The organism is Chitinophaga sp. CF118 (assembly GCF_900112615.1).
Lineage (GTDB): Bacteria > Bacteroidota > Bacteroidia > Chitinophagales > Chitinophagaceae > Chitinophaga.
Genome location: NZ_FOMK01000002.1, coordinates 772,867 through 789,354, shown reverse-complemented (window position 1 = coordinate 789,354; position 16,488 = coordinate 772,867). Strand labels below are relative to the sequence as shown.

Genomic DNA, 16,488 nt, shown 5'->3' with positions numbered 1-16,488 from the left:
ATCAGGCTCCATTAGGAGCCTTTTGCTTGTAGAGGTATTAAAGGAGATGAGGGTTTTATCTTAATGATTCAGTAGTTTAAGTACTATGATAGTACTTGTATGGGTGGAGATAAGGTGGACTTTTAGCAGATTGGGGTTGGGAAAGTGTTATTTATAATTAAAAGCTTCTTAAAGTCACTTTTTAGAGGGGGAGATACTGATTGCAGGAAGCAAACTGGTATAAAATGCGGACAATTATCGCTATAAAGCATAGCAATGCTAACGGAAGGCTGTTTCCGTAGTGTAAGAATCCTATTTTTTAATTGTGGGAAACCGGCTTTATACTACCCTTCCGGGAAGGAACTGAAGACAACGGGTAGCATGATACAAGAACGTCTGGAAGGTTGTATGTATGATGGAATGATCTTAAGTTTGGGAGCCTTGTTACTGTATTTGCTTTTTATAGCTTCAGGCGATTCCATTGGTGGTAGTATACCAATAATATCCAGTGCAGCGCCCTTTTTGTTCTGGCATAGATGCAGCTGACCGTTTACCTCATAACAGGATAGTATTTCCAGCATAATGAGGGTAAGATCTTTTCTATCGGGATTTAATGTAATCGTAGGTAGAATCTGCTTTTCTCCACATCTGATCACTACAGCTTCGCTTACCAGTCGGTGGGTTTTTTGCTGTGCGAAATTGACTGACAGTGCTATCGCTTTTATTATAATATGGGTTGCTTTATTATTGCTGATGGCGGTTTCCGGGAATGAGATACTGATATCTGCATTATTATTATCAATAACAGGATTGCCTGCCAAAAGGTGCTGAATACCTGTATGACTGTTAAACCGAAACCCACGTAAAGATTGCATATTAGCGGCTACCGGCACTCGTAGACCCGCTTTGTGACTGTCATCAGCACGAACTATTTCACCTAATGTTTTATTCAGGCGGTTAGTCAATGAACTATCGTAACAATGCTGCAGGTATTCATTCAATGCATGGCGGATAAGCTTACCGGCTTTACTGGCGGTTCCAAAATCCCTTGCCGCTCTTTTGGTAGCAGATGTCTGCCTCACGACAGCAGAAGCACTGCGCAATAAATAGTCTTTTTTATTCCGGTAACCGATCACGTTTCCCAATTTACCGGTGAATTTGAGCAGGCTTTCCTGTCTGGCCATAAAATAATCTTTTGAGTACTCTTAAATTACTGAAAATCTGTGACTCCGACAAAATCAGGGGACCAGGTGCCTTTATTTGGGTATTTTTAACTTCGTTAACAACAAGGCTACAATTGCGCGGTTGCAGAGTTTATAAAAGGCAAGCCCAGAGGTAGAATTATCTTCATTTCTATACTTAAACTCCCTGATTAATGGTGCCCCCTGATTCAGACTATCCAGGGTAATAATCTTTTTCACTCTAATGCCGCCCATGAGTGAATAACTAGAATCCTGTACCTCATTAAGCCAGGAAATAGAACAATCACCCACACCCAATGTTCCGCAACTACCAGCAGCTGCACAAGGCATAGTGTATGTACCTGCTGTTAAACTATAACTCTTATATGTTCCTCCCCACTCTCCATCCGTCTGAAATTGGTCAATTGTCTGATTTGCAGCATTTTTTAAGGTGTATGGCGTGTGGCGGTTGTTTTAGGTTTAAATTTTTTGCAATAAAAAAGCTTCAAATGTGTCAGCCAATTTTTCATTCGGTATATATCCCATTCCAATAAATGGCAATTTTACAATTGAAGGTTGAGTACCTGATATATCAAACGCAAAAGCTTCTTCTGCTCCATCTGAACCGAAAATAATTATTTGCTCTATAAATTCGGTGACATGATATGTTGTGTTCAACTCAATCAGTTCTTTGGCACTCCAAAGTACCAGATACCCATCATCTACTTCTCCTTCCAGCCCATTTGTGAATAATAAAAACTCTTTATAGTCGGTAGGAAATGAAATGTTAAAATGCCTTTCTGCTTCAGCAATCCCGTCATGAGTTGCCGGAATTGAAGGAGTGAAATTCTTTGCCAGTTTTTCCAAATAGGACTTCATCTATTATTTTTTAGCTCCTTGACTTTTCTGTTCCAAAACACAACATATTCTGCATGTTGTGGTCGTGTTATTAATCGTATGTTTTCCAGGTCTGTTGGGCTACCACTGAATAAAATCGGTTTTACTCGATGGATATGTAACCCTTGACGGTTGTTTGTTTTCATTTTAGGCATAACTGTAATGTATCGATTCGTAAGTTCTTAAAACTAACTAAATTCAACAAAAAAGATTTGTTCGGGTGGCGCTGTAGTTTGAATCATAAAGGTATTATATACTGTTCATGTTCGAGCAGCGTTTTAGCGAGACTTAATCTATATTCGGGAGATGAGATTAACTAGAAACTTATCGGCATTTTATTATTTCCTTAAAATCCTGTGGAGACATAACACTTGTTTGGTGGTTTGGAGTTATCACAAATGACTGTATTAAGGAAAATATAGGATCCTAATGATCTCCCTAATACTACTGGCAATTGAAATATGACCATCTTTATTTGAGCAGCCCTACCTGATGGATACATGTAGTCACTTAGACGATTATCAGACTCTTTATCTATATTATTACAATTCCATTCTCTTTTTAGGTAATTATAAATATTCCAATACCTTTTTCCATTCAGTTAATTTCTCTTCAAATGTTTTCCAGGTGTTAGCGCTACTAGGCGAAGGCAATTGGTAGTACGTTAAATTTTCATTCTTAATCACATGCTTTTGGTACAGCTCTCTTGCCTTGCCGCTGGAAAAGAAAACATGTCGTATTCCTGGAAATTTCTCATAGAAAGCAATAAAATCATTGGGGATATCATTTTTAATAGTACTATCGGCGCTACCGGTTCGCTCACAATGCTGAAGTACATCCCATAGTGCGAGGCCTTTGTCGAGTAGTATCAGTTTCTTTTCATCATAGTCATGACTGATGGGCTTGTCAAATAACGTAAATATCAGTTTCCAAAACTGGTTTCCTTTATGTCCATAATACTGTTGTTGTTGCAGTGATCGTTCACCTGGCATAGTTCCTAATATAAGAATTTTGCTGTTTTTATCGGCAATTGGGGGAAACGATTGTTTTAACATTGCGTCCTTTTTATTGCTTTCCTGTGATCGGATTAATCCTCTCCCTGAGCATACTTTCAATGGCAGGTGCTATCATATCATAATTTACAACATCAAGGGGTATCCAGCTTACTCTCAATACTTCTCCATGTAAGTTTGTTCTTGCCTTTAACTTCATGGAAAATGTCCTACGGTCCTTTACCTGGTGAATATGTTCTGTAATTCTGTTGCCTACGTTTTTGGACTTTCCTATGTACAAGGGAATCCATTCGTCGAAACGGCCATGAGCCTTAACTCGCCCTTTTTTAATACCAGGCACCCAAATTACATCAGCACCTTTCCACAACTGGGTAAATGCTGTCACCCAGCTCAATACATCAAGAGATAGATCTTTATTCTTTATCTGGAAGAAATAAACGCCTTTTCGGTGCATTAAATGTTCCGCAACGGAAGGAGGGTCGTTATTGAGTTCAAATTCCATTATGTGATCAAAAACAAGTATATCGGCCAATTGCCTTAGTCTGGCAGCTTCATTGGAAATTCCCAGGTCAATTTCTTTGAACTGATCTATTATGGATGTTTGCAATTCTGGAACAGGATTCATTTATTTTATGTGGGGTTTGTTTAATTATTTTATTGTGCGGGAAATATTTTATGGATCTTTCTTGGAGCTATTCTTATCTATTGCATAGCTACATGTCCAAACTATGTTCGAAATATTTAAACCACAGCAGTTTAGAAATAAGATCATCCATCTTCAGAACAATTAATGCTGTAATGCGTTGATTTCCATTTTTATGCGGTCAGTATTTTTCTCCATTTGCCTGCTGTTTTCTATAATCTATTCAGCTTCTTGGCTTGAAATGGCTACTTAGATCTGTTTCAGTTTGTTCATTTGTCTTCTCATTAAGTTCGCTTATATCAGTTAATTGATATAAGCGAACTTAATGAGAAGACAATATAGTTAACTCAAAATTGAATTACGTTAATCACTAGTTAAGAAATATTTTATACTCAAAAATCTTCAATACCTGACTTTCAAATAAGTATTCAAGGGCGGAAACATGAGATCCAAGCAGATGACCACTTTACAACGATTCAAATAATAAGAGAAACATATCTCTTTTACCTGTTTAAATCTACATTCACACGAAATGTCGCACTCATCGGCTCATTAATGGCAACACAAGCTATATTGCTGGTAACCATGCAACCCATCATTCTTTTCAAAGCATTGGATAGATATGCAATTGTAGTACCTGCTGCGTTTGGTATCATGCGTCAGCAGAGTGTAGCAGTAGTATACCTCCATAATAAGAGTCGTTGGCTACCTGCATATTAATCTGTTGTGGTCAGCTTGGCTGCTATTTCTGCCATTGAAAGCGTATCCCCTTGTAGCATGATAACGGGCGTAAAGAGGCTGTCCTGGATCATTTTACTAATATCAGCTACATCGCGGCCAATGTTTTAGGGAAAAAATACAGCGGGCTGCTTAGCGCGGATGCGGGTTATAGCCGCTCATATAGGGTTTACAAGTTAATACTGGCGCTGATGATACAGTCGATTACTTTTTCAGCGTGGCAGTTATTGAGTCCTGCGCCCCAGCAGGCATTAAATTCAAGAATAAACCAGCCCAACGTTTCATTAAAAGCAATATCTATGACAACAGAGTAGGGGAGGTCAACTTTACGGGCCAATAAAAAATCTGTTAAAAAAACTTTTCCGGCATCCAGGCTGGCTTCGCCTTCATACAAGGCGATATCTTTTATTTCGCCGTTCAGAACGAAACTTCTTGCTTCAGCCAGAATAGGTGTAACGATAGATGAAACAAGGATTTCTTCGGTAGATTGTAAACCGGTTGTAACCTGTTCAAATGCAGTTTTGTTTTGAAAGATACCTGCGATGAATATTTTGGGTATCACTGGTTTGATAAAAGTAGGGAAATCCTGCTCTGTGATTAGCGCGATAGTCTTTGTCGTAATATCCCGTTTTGTCCATTTTCTATCCAATCTGGATACCAGGGTATCATCCGGTGAAATCAGGGCTACACTATACAGCTGTGCAAGCACCAGCACAAAAGTCTGGTTACCATATAGCGCAATGGGCTGTGTAGTCAGCGCTTCATCTTTGATCCAGTATTTACCTAGTTGTTTTACTTGTCCTCCCTTGTTATTCCAGGTTATCAGTACCTGTTTAGATTCAATATCAATCTTTTCGGGTATAAGGAGCGTTGGCAAATTGTTCATATCGGCTACGAATATACATAATCTTCCAGGTAGGCAAAACATTCCGTCAGTTCCACATTTTGTGTGATGGTAGCAGCTACGATTGTACCGTTATGTGTTTTCAGCTATAAACTGGTTCGCTAATTCCCCTATTCTGAGCACCAAAATAGAAGCATATACCTCCATTTAATTATTTGCCTACAACCATTTCACATTTTTCTCTAACACCTTCTGCATAAAAACTGGGAACATATTTATAAGCCGTTTTGTATGGAACGAAATAAGGCTTTTCTCCAAACACCTTGATTTTACAACTGTCATTAGATTCCAGGCAGCAGTCGCAGCTCATCTCTTTTATTTTCTTCACTTTATTTCCAATGATTTTGAAAATCCCAAAGTACATAATCATATCTGCGCAACCCATGCTTTGATATGAATAAATCAAGTTCGTGCGTTTATCATATGTTGCACTTATGATACTATCAAATCCTTGCACTTTTGTAAAATTATTTTTGCTGTATAGCCATAGGTCAGACTTTTCTCCAATATGAATATTCCAATAATCCTTTACAACTTTCAAGTCAGGAATATTGTCTCCGTTAAAGTCACTCACTTCTATGAGGTCTTCAAAACCACCTGTTGTCACTGGACAAATCTTTGTAGAAAAGATAGTATCCCAGTTTTTTCCTGACAGCCTCAGAATAATAACATTTGCAACTGTGTCATTGTCCTCATATCTAAGAACCGCATCTTTTTGCTTTTTGTCGAATAGATGTCCAATAAGTATTGATGTCCACAAATCCTGTGAACTAAATTTTGCTGAATCTTTGTTTAGTAGGAACAACTGATTCAAAGATGTTTTTTTTTCGGTGAAAATGTCAGTCGTACTATCGGTCAAAGGTTTTATGTCTCTGCCTTTTGTTTTTATTTCTACCCCATGTTGTCCACAAGAAAGAACACAAACTGTTAAGAATAGAATTATCCGTATCATTTTTATAATTACACCTATGAATTTATCATCCGCCTAAATAGCACCATTAGTATTATAGCAGCCAAAGCATTAAAGTGAAATTAATGTAATTTCAGTTACTGACCTGATTGATGGAGAATTAATTTTGTGCAGCCTTATTAGTGAAACAACATGTACAGTTAACAAACACAAAAAGTTTTTTTACAAAAAGGAGTACTCACAGTTTCCTTCCCCTCGTCTACTTGCGTAGACTAGATGTGTGAGATCTTTGAGTGTCTAAGTAATGTTCACAACTTCACTTTTATCCCCCCAAAGACCAACTAGTTTATGTTTTCTTCTGATTAACAAAGGGTTAACATCTGATTGATTTTTATTCAATAATATTGCCCATCTAAAAAAAATAATGCTACAATATAGTTTTTTCATTAGGTTACTGGAGCTAAAAATGGACCTTGTTTAGGCCTTTCTATAAATATCCTCCTGGCAATTTGTAATAAATATAAGCCTAATAAAAAAAGACAGCCCTTTAACTATATTAACCAATTGCCTACCTCGTAAATTACAGGTTTGGGTTTTGGCATCTTATCAGGCTCTGACAATTTATTAAAGGGAACAGTCATTGGAGCTATAAGCGGTGCTGTTGGTGTACATTCCTTAGTCACTAAAAACGAGTCTTTATGAAAACAGTACTATTGGTATTTATATGCACTTCATTGGCAATAAAGTTCTGTAATGCGGACCAGAACCTGGATAATGCTCTTACAGCTAAAGGATGTAATATTGATTCGGTAAGAAAGCAAAGTGAGCTGGTCTTCAAAAAACTGGATAAAAAGAGGAAGGTACCGGATGGCTACTTTAAAACTGAGATCTTTGAAAATGATAGTCTGATACAAATCCTGCGGATCGCAACGAATGGAAATATCAGAAATACAGGTGGAGCGTACGTGGCGATCTCAAAGGCGACGTGTAAGGTGACAAAGTTCGAGATTTTTCAATAAGCGATTTTGGAATAGGTTTTTGATTCTTGTGGTTCAAATTTTACAGAATTTTTAAGCTATACTGTAAACTATTGGGGGCTTAATCGCTCCCTTTTTTGTTTTAACTTTTTATTTTGCCTGAACAACAATAAAATATTTGTAATATATTTAAGATTCAAATCCTCGATATGAAATTTAAAATTGTAGCCTTATTCTCAGCCGCCGTCTTTATTTTATCATGTAATGTTAAATCAGTGAAAGATGATCAGCCAACCGTTCATTTAAATGGAACCTGGCAATTAATATCCGGAACAACAATTACGAAAGGAGATACTTCTTTCACTGATTATACCAAAGATCAAAGCATGATCAAAATAATTAATGATACCCACTTTTCATTTTTAAAGCACAGCTTAACAACCGATTCCATAAATAATTTTGATGCAGGTGGTGGTAGCTACACATTGACAGGGAATCAATATATAGAACATCTTGATTATTATAAGGATAAAAACTGGGAAGGGAAAGCCTTTACTTTTACCGTGACTGTAAGTAATGATACTTTAGTCCAGCAGGGTATTGAAAAGGTAGAAGCTGCGGGTATTGAAAGAGTGATCATTGAGAAGTATGTAAAGGTAAAATAGGATTAAACCTTTACCACAGCAATACAAGCGGCAAGTAATGTTAACCCCAGTAATGTATAATAAGCGGTCTTCGTGAACGGTTTATTATCATATATGCCGTTAATAATGGCAATCGCCACAAAAATGGTAATCTTGGGAACAACTTTGAAATAGTTGATATGTGGGTATTTCAGGATCGCAAGCCCTATTCCGGTAAGCAGGATAATAATTCCCAGTATCATGCCTTTTTTATCTCTCAATACCTCTGTATGCTTAGGCCATAAAAGAAAGAGTATGGCCAGATATCCAATAAAGGTAATAAAATGAATGAGGAGGAGAATGTTAAATAGGATCATTGTTTTTTGATTTAAGGTGATGATGCAAAGCTAGGAGGAGCAAAAAAAATATTCATTCACCTGGGTTAATAAATCTACTGAGAGGATAATCTTTTGCGGATACGGCTTAAAGAAGGAGGTTTCACCCCAACAAAAGAAGATATATAGTACTGTGGAATACGTTGAAGAAGATCAGGATAAGTTGCTGTGAAAAGCAGGTAGCGTTGTTCTGGTTGATCTGTATATAAAGAGGTGACTTTCTTTATCGCCTGCACGTAAAGTTGCTCACAAGCCAGCCTGCCGAATTTCTGGCCTTCTTTTACATGCTCATAGAGTAGTTGCAGGTTATCGTACGACATGGAGAGGATAGTACTGTCTTCAATACACTGAATGTTTTTGCTGGAAGGGGAATGATCCAGAAAACTTTCATAATTACAGGTAAAATCATTTTCTTTTCCAAAATCATATATTAGTTCATCCCCCATTTCCCCAGTGGAATAATAACGTATCAGGCCTTGTTCAATAAAGCCCACAGTTTTGCAGACCTGCCCTTCCTGTAAGAAATATTCCCCTTTTAGGTAATGTTTGGCTGTAAAAAGGGACGATATAAATTCTTTTTCCGACTCATCGAGACGGATCATGGTTTCTATAATCTGAATAAGGGTTGTATGCATAAAGCTTATGATTTTAAGATAAGCTTTTCCAAAATACATGATTTTTATACAATATGACCCAGGGGTATACTGATTAACTATAATTTTAAGCCTATCTCTTTTATTATCAGCTTTTTATATTTTTCCTTCTTCATAATCACATAATTTATTATATTTGCATTACCTACCTACAACAGATTCAGATTTTAAAGATTTTAACTGGCACACTTAAAGCTAAACACATTGAGCATGTTTGACATTTGTTGTATAGGGCATATTACATTAGACACGGTTATTACGACCCGCACGGTTGTTAAGATGGCTGGAGGTACTTCCTTCTATTTCTCAAATGCCATCCGTAATATGGATGTAAGTTATATGTTGGTGACTTCACTGGCGAAAAAAGAAATGTACATTGTAGATGAATTGCGTAAGAATGGGATTGACATAAGCGTCGTGCCAAGCAAAAATACTGTATACTTCGAAAACCGCTACACAGAAAACCTGGAAGACCGTACCCAGAGAGTATCTCAAACGGCAGATCCTATTACCGTTCAGCAATTACAGAATATTGATGCAGCTATATATCATCTGGGGCCATTGCTGGCAGAAGATATTCCTGTAGATGTAATCAAACTCCTTGCTGGTAAAGGAATCGTTTCTCTGGATGCACAGGGATATCTTAGAACTGTGCAGAATGAGCAGGTACTCCCGGTTGACTGGCCCGCCAAGAAAGAAGCACTGAAATATGTGGATATTCTGAAGGCCAATGAATATGAGCTGGAAGTGCTTACTGGCGTAAAGGATGTAAGTACAGGCGCAAAAATCCTGGCCGAATGGGGTGTAAAAGAAGTGGTAGTTACACTGGGAAGCATGGGATCCGTGATCCTGAAAGACAATGTTTTCTACAGTATTCCTCCTTACATTCCCGGTAACTTTGCCGATACCACTGGTTGTGGTGATACCTATATGGCTGGTTACTTATGTGAGCGTCATAAAGGTGCTGGTCCACAGCAGGCAGGTGAATTTGCCTCCGCTATGGCCGGACTGAAAGTAAATGCTTCAGGACCATTTACAGGTACCAGGGAAGATGTACTGAATTTCTGGGGAGCTAGTAGCGACAAGAGAGTGTTACGTTAAATATCAATGATTTATATTATAAAGGAGTTAAGCTGATCTCTGGGTCAGCCTAACTCCTTTAGTTTTTTGTACTCAAACGCTCCTTCACTAATGTAAAATGTTGAATAAATGCAGCAAATTCTGCCATTGTATACCCTTCATTACTGCTGATATTGTGCCGGAACTTACTATGTTCATAAGCATATAGTACATAAACAGTCTCTCTGTTTTTGCGATACCTTCTCTTTGTCAGGCTAAGTGTAACATCTGCAATATGCAGTGTCATATATTTCTTTTTATACCCCTTTATATATTCAATCTCCAGCTGATCATTATTAATACGAGCAACAACTGTATACGTAGTAAGTAATGGCGCCAATATAACCAACACATATACAAAAAGCGTAATGATAACTCCGGTTACCATCCACTCTCTGGCAATAAAAAATACAAAAGTAATTGTGAAGATACTACCGAAAATAGCAGGGATTAAAATACTACTTCGTGGAGGATTTCTAAGTTCCATTGGTCTATTGGTATAGGTGACAACTAATTTAGACAATATTATGACATAAAAAGAATGTAACTTGGATTTGAGTTAACCTGTTTAGCAGATTAATTCCACGATACTAACTACAACTACAACAATAACACTGTGATCCAAAACCCTTGGCAGAATAATTTTGTATAACCAAAACGTATGAATCGACTTCCCTTTCTGCAACTGTTGTTGATAACTATAACCCTGTAACATGAGAATTTTTTTAAAAGGCATAGTCGAATTAGGTATTACTCCTGATGTTCCTTCTGATACAAGACGTGGTATCCGCCTGGTAAATAGCCTTAGTTTCATAACTGGTATCAGTGCTGTTATATTAGCCCCTTTGCTTACCGCTATTACACATCAGCCTATCATGTGGCCGGGCTTTCTGGAAGCGGCGGCGTTTATGTTAAGCCTGTACCTCAACTATAAAAAACATTACTTTCTGAGTGCCTTGTGTATGCTGATTACACAAAACCTGGCCGCCGTGTACTTTGGTATTTTACTTGGGCAGGGTATCTCCATTAAAATGCTTTTTATTTCCCTGGCTATTACTGCCGTTTTTATTTTCAGAGATCAGCGAATCCGGGGAATGGGATTATTAGTAGCATTTATCTCCATGACCCTTATTAATCTCAATGATTATTTTCATATCGTTACTCCCTGGATGTTTACCAATGCGCAGCATGAACTCATCAAATGGCTGGCCGATGGAATTATATTTATTATAACATGTATTGCTGTTCTTTTCTTTGTACAACAAAACCAGCGTGCCAGTGAAAACAAAACGAGTTTTCTTCGTGAAACAAACCATGAAATTAATAAGTCGCTGGAAGCAATGATGACAACTGTCAATAAATACATGCATCAATCTTCAGATACCGTGACCGTCAATATGAATGACCTGCATACTATCGGGATTGCTGCACGCACGATGTCTGATATTGTTAAAGCAGGATTGAATCTATCAAAGATTGAGGCCGGTAAATATGATAATCATGAAAAAGAAGCGATCGAAACAAGGATTTTACTGAAAGAAATCATTAATACATATGCACCGCTTTCGCTGAAGAAGGGGATCGGTATTAAAGTGGATGTGAATGAGAATGTGCCCGAAATATTTGTATCAGATAAAAATAAACTGATCACCATCCTCAGTAATATTTTGTTAAATGCGATTAAGTTCAGTTATAACGATTCCCTGGTAGAAGTGAATGTGAACATGAACATATCCGGATCATTTCTGATTTTCCAGGTTGTTGATTTTGGAAAAGGGATTGACCGGAAGAGGTTATCTACTATTTTTGACAATGGCTTGTATGTGTCGGAAAAAAATGAATTAATACAGGGATATGGTGTAGGAATGGTACTGACAAAACGATATGTGGATTTCCTTGACGGAAAAATCAGTGTTGAAAGTCAGGAGGGAAAAGGAACCAGTTTTACGGTTGAGATCCCAGTTGTTTTTCATGAATCATTGTCGCCGGACAGTGTTGATCTGCATAAAAAATCAGATATCTTACAGTATTCGTCCCTGTTAGCTGGTAAATCTGTTTTATTAGTGGATGATGACCCTATGACACTGGAATATGGTTGTCAATGTTTTGAAATGCTGGGATGTACAGACGTTGTAATGGCCTGTAATGCAGAAGATGGTATTCAGAAAGCAATACATTTTCTTCCGGACCTGATCCTGATAGATGTTCAGTTGCCCGACAGAAATGGGCTTGAAGTAGTCAGAGAAATAAGGCATTACGAACTTTTGCCAGATGTACTGATTATTGTTGCATCGTCTGAAAACTCTAATGTTCTACGCGAAGAGGCTGCAGCAGCAGGTGCATTGCTGTTCCTCCAGAAACCCTATACCCTTAGTGATTTAAAGTGTAACATTCTAAAAGCATTTACAATCCGGATCTAGCAGGATATATGGTGTGACTTTTATTAAGTAAGGTTGGTTCCGTAACTTTTACGGAATCAAATTACTTTTTATATGAACAACTTATCCTTGTTACCGCTGCCGGTTTACACCTTCCCATCTCTGATCAGCCCCTGGTCAGAAGCCATTGCGGCAGATACTATCAAATGGCTGGAAGAGGATTTCAATTTTTTACCAGAGAAAATGCGGTTGAAATACCAGCTGAGTAATTTCGGCAAAATCAGTGCCCGCTGTTTGCCGGAGATGCGTAGCTATACTCATTTACAGGTGGCTGCGCGGTTTATGTTATGGGGAACGATCTTCGACGATTTTTATGAATTCAGTGACCTGGCAGAATTGAAAGCCCTGCATTCCCGTGCAATCGATATTCTGGAAGGTAGCGCATTACATACAGATGATGCCCCTTTTTTCGGGATCCTGGCAGATATCCGGGATGTGCTCTATCACCTGATGCCGGCATATTGGGTGCGGAGATTTACCCGGAATGTGCTGGTGTGGATAGACAGTATGCAGGAAGAAATACCCTTTAAAGGAGTGATGCATTTTCCCGATCTGGATTACTTTATGGACTTACGGGAAAGAACAATCGGAGTGCAGGCTTACCTGGATCTGATAGAAATGCAGCTGGATAATATCCTGCCGGACGAAGTTATGTACAGCGATTATATGCAGGAACTGTACCGGCTGGCAGCAAGAGTCTTTGCATGGTGCAATGATTTCTATTCTTTGCTGAAGGATGTTGGCCGTGAACCACTCAACCTGGTTCTTGTATTACAACATAAGTATGATCTTTCCCTGGAAGATGCAAATGCACAGGCATTGATAATCCACGATAATGATGTGGCATGTATTGTTGAAATGGGTAAACAGATGCCAGACTTTGGCCGTCATAATGCTTCCGTGGAGCAGTTTGTACATTATCTGGGCATCATGGTTCAGGGGCAGAACCAGTGGTACCAGAAGGATACCATGCGTTACAAAAAAGGTGGACACCCTGAAACAGGGAGCTTTAAGACAACCAGTTGAACAATACAATAGTCAGCTTAATGAGGGTGTTGTTCTCTTCTGCCTTCTATAATCCGATAGAACGACCGGCTCCGGACTTCTTTTATCGTTAAGCCTGTTACCAGAACTTCTTCTTCTGATATTGCACCACAATTGATTGCTTTAATGAAGAAATTTAGCAGCCCTTGTCCGGTGGCAGCATCATCAAAGATGTCCCTGGTAAGTGTGGAGATGGCAGCTCTTTCAACGAAGGTTTTCAGTCTGAATACAGCATCTTCATAATTACTTAAAAAGAAATGATATGTAGCGGCGTAGCGCATGGGCAATTGTGCCGGATTAAGGTCCCAGCCCTGGTAAAATCCGTTAATGAGCGAATGGGTGGTATGATGGAAGCCCGTGCGCCACGCATGATAAATACTTTCCCTGTTCTCCGCCTGTTGTTCAAAGGTTAAATGCTCTCCTTTATGAGGACCCACAGGTATCACATTGGTAGCGCCATCAGACAAAAAGATGCCGGTACCTCCCAATGCGACTTTGGTCATATGATGAGCGAAGTCGCAAACAGGATGTGCCATGGTCTGATACCTGGCAGTAATACCACAGGATGCGGTATAGTCATAGGTGCCGAAATGTGCCGCTATACATCTCCCTTCACTGGCCCTGATGATTCTCATCAGCGGGTTACGCCCTTCTTCGTCCATAATGATCTGTGTGGCTTCTACCATAGTTTCCATTTGCAGGCTGCCTGGTACCAGCTGGTGTGTTTTTTCAAAAAGCTCGAACAGGCGGACGAGTGTGGTTACCTGCTCTGGTATAGTAACTTTAGGCAGCATCACCACAAAATTAGCGGGTAGTTTGCCATGTGTTTGTTCCAGCAGGGTGGTCAGAAAGAGGTCGAGTGTACGCACACTCCGGTATTTCAGATCTTCAGTAAAGGGTTTGATCCGGATTCCTATGAATGGAGAAATGGTGTTGTGTTGCATGCCAAGTGCCAGCTCTTTAGCGGCAGTGATGGCGGTAGCATCTTCTTCCTCATCCGGCCGGTTACCGAATCCGTCTTCAAAATCAATACGGAAATCTTCTACAGGTTCTGTTTGCAGTTTACGAATGATCTTATTGTACACCGCCTGGAACAACCAGTGAGGAGATGACTTTTTCAACCCCTGTGTAAGGGCGGCTATTCCGGCTGCCGTATCGGGGAGTGATGCTGCTCCTTCCAACTGTAATGCTTTTGCGAATACGACAAAATTTGGCGCGTTCGTATGCAGATGTTGCAGAGCTATCTCACCCATCTTTTTACAGGTATCGGCTTTGAACAGGTTGGCACCTCCATATACGGTATGCACCGGCTGACGGTCCGGCTTATCGCCGGGATATGTTTGCTGGAATTTAAGATTGGCCGATTTCAGTGTATCCAGTAAAGTTGTTTTTTCATGGTCTGTTATAGAGAACTGCATATGTTTTTTTTTAGATCATGACCCTCTGTAAGTGGAGTATCCGAATGGACTGAGCAGCAAAGGCACATGATAATGTTTACCTTCACTTACGGTAAATACAACTTCTACGAATGGGAAAAAAGAGGTTGTATCATTCCGTTCAAAATATTCTTTTGTCTCAAATTTTAACTTATAATTACCGGGTTCTAATTTTCCGTTCTGATCCGGAAACTCTTTGATCCGTCCTTCTTTATTAGTGGTATTGGCGGCTACAACATCCCAGTAATCATCGTGTTGCCTGTATAATATAACGGGAACTCCCTGTGCGGGTATTCCACGTGCGATATCCAGTATATGTGTTGTGATCTGACTCATGAGGCTAATAGTTTTTTTAATCTTATCCGGGTGATTTTATCCTGTTCTTCCATCGCAATTTTAATTTCTGCCGATGGTGTGTGTGTTAGTCTTTCATTCAGCAGGGAGAGCATTTCTTCCGCTGGTTTTCCGGTAGCGCAAACAATGAAGATATAACCGAATTTCTCCTGGTAAAGCTGGTTTCCTGTTGCTAACGCCTGCAATACGGATGGAGTTGTATGTGCTACGGAAGACTGTTCTTGTGCTGCCCATTTACTGGTTGTTTGACCACCAATTTTTGGATGATGATCAAATGCTTCGAGCCAGTCGGCCGGCGAGCACTCGTGCCAGTAGCGGGTAGCGGCAGCTAACAGGCTGTCTTCATCTTTGACAGGGAAAATAGTCAGCATCTTTTTTACCCAGGCAGTGGCGCCACAGCATTTACTGAGTGCTTCCTCTAAAGCGGATAATGACAGCTCATTTAATTTCATATACTGGTAGGAAAGCGGTTTACATTTTTGTAATAGATGTACACGGCAGGTTCTTTTCCCATAGCGGTGAACCACTGCTGGCAATATGGTGCCATCCAGATAGCATCTCCTTTTTTAATGGGGTACCACTGATGATCCAGCATGTATACGCCCTGCCCCTGCAGATAAATTAATCCATGCTCCATAATATGTGTTTCTACAAATGGAAGATGCCCGCCGGGATCATACGTGAAAATATTTACGGCCATATCAAACTCCAGTTCATCAGGCAGTAACGTTTGTAAACGTAATGCGGGATCCCCAAGGAAAGGAGCGCCTGTTACAGTAGCTGCATCTCCATAAAGAACGGGAGGAATATGGTATCCGGGCAGCTCTTCATATACTTTATGAAAGCTGAGCAGTTGCGTATCTTCAGCAGCATTATTAATTATATATTCTTTCCCTACAGGAATATAAACATATTGCCCGGCACTGAGTACCTTTTCATTGACTGTGCATTGTCCCTGGATCACATAAAAGAAGATCTGGGAGGCTGCTGTTACGCCTGTGAGACGGCTTTTTTCATTGAGTGTAATCAACGTTTGGCAGAAGCGGGCACCCATCTGTTCATTAATGATAACGGTTACTTTACAATGCAGCCATCCTGGTACAATACTGTTTACGTATCCATCCGGACAAATCACAGCGTGATTATTTTTTACAACAGATCTTGTGAGTGCTGATATTTCCATA

General features: G+C 39.4%; 20 protein-coding genes. 6 read left to right on the top strand and 14 right to left on the bottom strand.

Annotated features, from left to right (window positions below; all coding sequences use genetic code 11):
- Positions 1 to 323: 323 nt before the first annotated feature.
- From BM176_RS11405 to BM176_RS11385, 5 genes are all read right to left on the bottom strand, one after another.
- Entirely contained in the window at positions 324 to 1,163 is an 840-nt protein-coding gene (locus BM176_RS11405; protein ID WP_090102941.1) for a hypothetical protein, read from the bottom strand.
- Between the two features lie 72 nt (positions 1,164 to 1,235).
- Positions 1,236 to 1,511, bottom strand: a complete 276-nt coding sequence (locus BM176_RS11400; RefSeq protein WP_090102939.1) for a hypothetical protein — start codon at positions 1,509 to 1,511, stop codon at positions 1,236 to 1,238.
- A 129-nt stretch (positions 1,512 to 1,640) separates the two neighbouring features.
- Positions 1,641 to 2,039 (bottom strand): SMI1/KNR4 family protein, encoded by a 399-nt coding sequence (locus BM176_RS11395; RefSeq protein ID WP_090102937.1) that lies wholly within the window; start codon positions 2,037 to 2,039, stop codon positions 1,641 to 1,643.
- A 587-nt stretch (positions 2,040 to 2,626) separates the two neighbouring features.
- Positions 2,627 to 3,112 carry a DNA-deoxyinosine glycosylase gene (locus tag BM176_RS11390; RefSeq protein WP_090102935.1) on the bottom strand — a complete coding sequence of 162 codons (486 nt, stop codon included), beginning with the start codon at positions 3,110 to 3,112 and terminating at the stop codon, positions 2,627 to 2,629.
- 10 nt (positions 3,113 to 3,122) lie between these two features.
- Complete coding sequence (locus BM176_RS11385) at positions 3,123 to 3,695, bottom strand: GIY-YIG nuclease family protein (RefSeq protein ID WP_090102934.1); 573 nt, start codon at positions 3,693 to 3,695, stop codon at positions 3,123 to 3,125.
- Between the two features lie 573 nt (positions 3,696 to 4,268).
- On the opposite strand from BM176_RS11385, the gene BM176_RS32435 reads away from it, so the two are divergent.
- Positions 4,269 to 4,433: a hypothetical protein gene (locus tag BM176_RS32435; RefSeq protein WP_177230370.1), complete on the top strand. Its 165-nt coding sequence runs from the start codon at positions 4,269 to 4,271 to the stop codon at positions 4,431 to 4,433.
- Positions 4,434 to 4,620: 187 nt separating this feature from the next.
- On the opposite strand, the gene BM176_RS11380 is transcribed toward BM176_RS32435, so the two are convergent.
- Together BM176_RS11380 and BM176_RS11375 are read right to left on the bottom strand one after the other, a co-directional pair.
- Positions 4,621 to 5,337, bottom strand: coding sequence for an ATP-grasp domain-containing protein (locus BM176_RS11380; RefSeq protein ID WP_177230369.1), 717 nt, complete (start codon positions 5,335 to 5,337; stop codon positions 4,621 to 4,623).
- Positions 5,338 to 5,506: 169 nt separating this feature from the next.
- Positions 5,507 to 6,307 (bottom strand): XAC2610-related protein, encoded by an 801-nt coding sequence (locus tag BM176_RS11375; RefSeq protein WP_090102930.1) that lies wholly within the window; start codon positions 6,305 to 6,307, stop codon positions 5,507 to 5,509.
- A gap of 656 nt (positions 6,308 to 6,963) precedes the next feature.
- On the opposite strand from BM176_RS11375, the gene BM176_RS11370 reads away from it, so the two are divergent.
- Both BM176_RS11370 and BM176_RS11365 read left to right on the top strand, forming a co-directional pair.
- On the top strand, positions 6,964 to 7,284 hold the full coding sequence (locus tag BM176_RS11370; RefSeq protein WP_090102927.1) for a hypothetical protein: 321 nt from the start codon (positions 6,964 to 6,966) through the stop codon (positions 7,282 to 7,284).
- A 167-nt stretch (positions 7,285 to 7,451) separates the two neighbouring features.
- Positions 7,452 to 7,907 carry a hypothetical protein gene (locus BM176_RS11365; protein WP_090102925.1) on the top strand — a complete coding sequence of 152 codons (456 nt, stop codon included), beginning with the start codon at positions 7,452 to 7,454 and terminating at the stop codon, positions 7,905 to 7,907.
- A 2-nt stretch (positions 7,908 to 7,909) separates the two neighbouring features.
- On the opposite strand, the gene BM176_RS11360 is transcribed toward BM176_RS11365, so the two are convergent.
- Positions 7,910 to 8,242, bottom strand: coding sequence for a hypothetical protein (locus BM176_RS11360; protein ID WP_090102923.1), 333 nt, complete (start codon positions 8,240 to 8,242; stop codon positions 7,910 to 7,912).
- Positions 8,243 to 8,316: 74 nt separating this feature from the next.
- A complete protein-coding gene (locus BM176_RS11355) occupies positions 8,317 to 8,895 on the bottom strand; it encodes a Crp/Fnr family transcriptional regulator (RefSeq protein WP_090103382.1) in 579 nt (192 codons plus the stop codon).
- 228 nt (positions 8,896 to 9,123) lie between these two features.
- Here BM176_RS11355 and BM176_RS11350 point away from each other — a divergent pair, with 228 nt between their 5' ends.
- Positions 9,124 to 10,014, top strand: a complete 891-nt coding sequence (locus tag BM176_RS11350; protein WP_090102921.1) for a PfkB family carbohydrate kinase — start codon at positions 9,124 to 9,126, stop codon at positions 10,012 to 10,014.
- Positions 10,015 to 10,072: 58 nt separating this feature from the next.
- Here the strand turns inward: BM176_RS11350 and BM176_RS11345 are convergent, their stop codons facing one another.
- The gene (locus BM176_RS11345) at positions 10,073 to 10,519 is read right to left on the bottom strand and encodes a hypothetical protein (RefSeq protein ID WP_090102918.1); all 447 of its coding nucleotides are present in this window, start codon (positions 10,517 to 10,519) and stop codon (positions 10,073 to 10,075) included.
- A 226-nt stretch (positions 10,520 to 10,745) separates the two neighbouring features.
- Here BM176_RS11345 and BM176_RS11340 point away from each other — a divergent pair, with 226 nt between their 5' ends.
- The gene (locus tag BM176_RS11340) at positions 10,746 to 12,452 is read left to right on the top strand and encodes an ATP-binding response regulator (protein WP_090102916.1); all 1,707 of its coding nucleotides are present in this window, start codon (positions 10,746 to 10,748) and stop codon (positions 12,450 to 12,452) included.
- Between the two features lie 72 nt (positions 12,453 to 12,524).
- Complete coding sequence (locus BM176_RS11335; RefSeq protein WP_090102914.1) at positions 12,525 to 13,496, top strand: terpene synthase family protein; 972 nt, start codon at positions 12,525 to 12,527, stop codon at positions 13,494 to 13,496.
- 17 nt (positions 13,497 to 13,513) lie between these two features.
- On the opposite strand, the gene BM176_RS11330 is transcribed toward BM176_RS11335, so the two are convergent.
- From BM176_RS11330 to allE, 4 genes are read right to left on the bottom strand one after another with little or no spacing between them, the layout of a single operon-like run.
- Positions 13,514 to 14,932 (bottom strand): DUF6986 family protein, encoded by a 1,419-nt coding sequence (locus tag BM176_RS11330; protein WP_090102912.1) that lies wholly within the window; start codon positions 14,930 to 14,932, stop codon positions 13,514 to 13,516.
- A 15-nt stretch (positions 14,933 to 14,947) separates the two neighbouring features.
- Positions 14,948 to 15,286: a hydroxyisourate hydrolase gene (uraH, locus tag BM176_RS11325; RefSeq protein ID WP_090102911.1), complete on the bottom strand. Its 339-nt coding sequence runs from the start codon at positions 15,284 to 15,286 to the stop codon at positions 14,948 to 14,950.
- Complete coding sequence (gene uraD / locus BM176_RS11320) at positions 15,283 to 15,756, bottom strand: 2-oxo-4-hydroxy-4-carboxy-5-ureidoimidazoline decarboxylase (protein WP_090102909.1); 474 nt, start codon at positions 15,754 to 15,756, stop codon at positions 15,283 to 15,285. Before uraD ends, uraH begins: the two co-directional genes overlap by 4 nt.
- The gene (gene allE, locus BM176_RS11315) at positions 15,753 to 16,487 is read right to left on the bottom strand and encodes a (S)-ureidoglycine aminohydrolase (protein ID WP_090102907.1); all 735 of its coding nucleotides are present in this window, start codon (positions 16,485 to 16,487) and stop codon (positions 15,753 to 15,755) included. The genes uraD and allE overlap by 4 nt, the downstream gene beginning before the upstream one ends.
- Between the last annotated feature and the right edge of the window lies 1 nt (position 16,488).

Excerpts from the sequence above, each read along its gene's own strand:
- BM176_RS32435 (WP_177230370.1), top strand. The coding sequence starts at position 4,269 with ATGGCAACACAAGCTATATTGCTGGTAACCATGCAACCCATCATTCTT.
- BM176_RS11330 (WP_090102912.1), bottom strand. The coding sequence starts at position 14,932 with ATGCAGTTCTCTATAACAGACCATGAAAAAACAACTTTACTGGATACA.
- BM176_RS11370 (WP_090102927.1), top strand. The coding sequence starts at position 6,964 with ATGAAAACAGTACTATTGGTATTTATATGCACTTCATTGGCAATAAAG.
- BM176_RS11395 (WP_090102937.1), bottom strand. The coding sequence starts at position 2,039 with ATGAAGTCCTATTTGGAAAAACTGGCAAAGAATTTCACTCCTTCAATT.
- BM176_RS11385 (WP_090102934.1), bottom strand. The coding sequence starts at position 3,695 with ATGAATCCTGTTCCAGAATTGCAAACATCCATAATAGATCAGTTCAAA.
- BM176_RS11365 (WP_090102925.1), top strand. The coding sequence starts at position 7,452 with ATGAAATTTAAAATTGTAGCCTTATTCTCAGCCGCCGTCTTTATTTTA.
- uraH (WP_090102911.1), bottom strand. The coding sequence starts at position 15,286 with ATGAGTCAGATCACAACACATATACTGGATATCGCACGTGGAATACCC.
- BM176_RS11405 (WP_090102941.1), bottom strand. The coding sequence starts at position 1,163 with ATGGCCAGACAGGAAAGCCTGCTCAAATTCACCGGTAAATTGGGAAAC.
- BM176_RS11375 (WP_090102930.1), bottom strand. The coding sequence starts at position 6,307 with ATGATACGGATAATTCTATTCTTAACAGTTTGTGTTCTTTCTTGTGGA.
- BM176_RS11360 (WP_090102923.1), bottom strand. The coding sequence starts at position 8,242 with ATGATCCTATTTAACATTCTCCTCCTCATTCATTTTATTACCTTTATT.
- BM176_RS11350 (WP_090102921.1), top strand. The coding sequence starts at position 9,124 with ATGTTTGACATTTGTTGTATAGGGCATATTACATTAGACACGGTTATT.
- BM176_RS11400 (WP_090102939.1), bottom strand. The coding sequence starts at position 1,511 with ATGCCTTGTGCAGCTGCTGGTAGTTGCGGAACATTGGGTGTGGGTGAT.
- uraD (WP_090102909.1), bottom strand. The coding sequence starts at position 15,756 with ATGAAATTAAATGAGCTGTCATTATCCGCTTTAGAGGAAGCACTCAGT.
- BM176_RS11390 (WP_090102935.1), bottom strand. The coding sequence starts at position 3,112 with ATGTTAAAACAATCGTTTCCCCCAATTGCCGATAAAAACAGCAAAATT.
- allE (WP_090102907.1), bottom strand. The coding sequence starts at position 16,487 with ATGGAAATATCAGCACTCACAAGATCTGTTGTAAAAAATAATCACGCT.
- BM176_RS11345 (WP_090102918.1), bottom strand. The coding sequence starts at position 10,519 with ATGGAACTTAGAAATCCTCCACGAAGTAGTATTTTAATCCCTGCTATT.
- BM176_RS11335 (WP_090102914.1), top strand. The coding sequence starts at position 12,525 with ATGAACAACTTATCCTTGTTACCGCTGCCGGTTTACACCTTCCCATCT.
- BM176_RS11355 (WP_090103382.1), bottom strand. The coding sequence starts at position 8,895 with ATGCATACAACCCTTATTCAGATTATAGAAACCATGATCCGTCTCGAT.
- BM176_RS11340 (WP_090102916.1), top strand. The coding sequence starts at position 10,746 with ATGAGAATTTTTTTAAAAGGCATAGTCGAATTAGGTATTACTCCTGAT.
- BM176_RS11380 (WP_177230369.1), bottom strand. The coding sequence starts at position 5,337 with ATGAACAATTTGCCAACGCTCCTTATACCCGAAAAGATTGATATTGAA.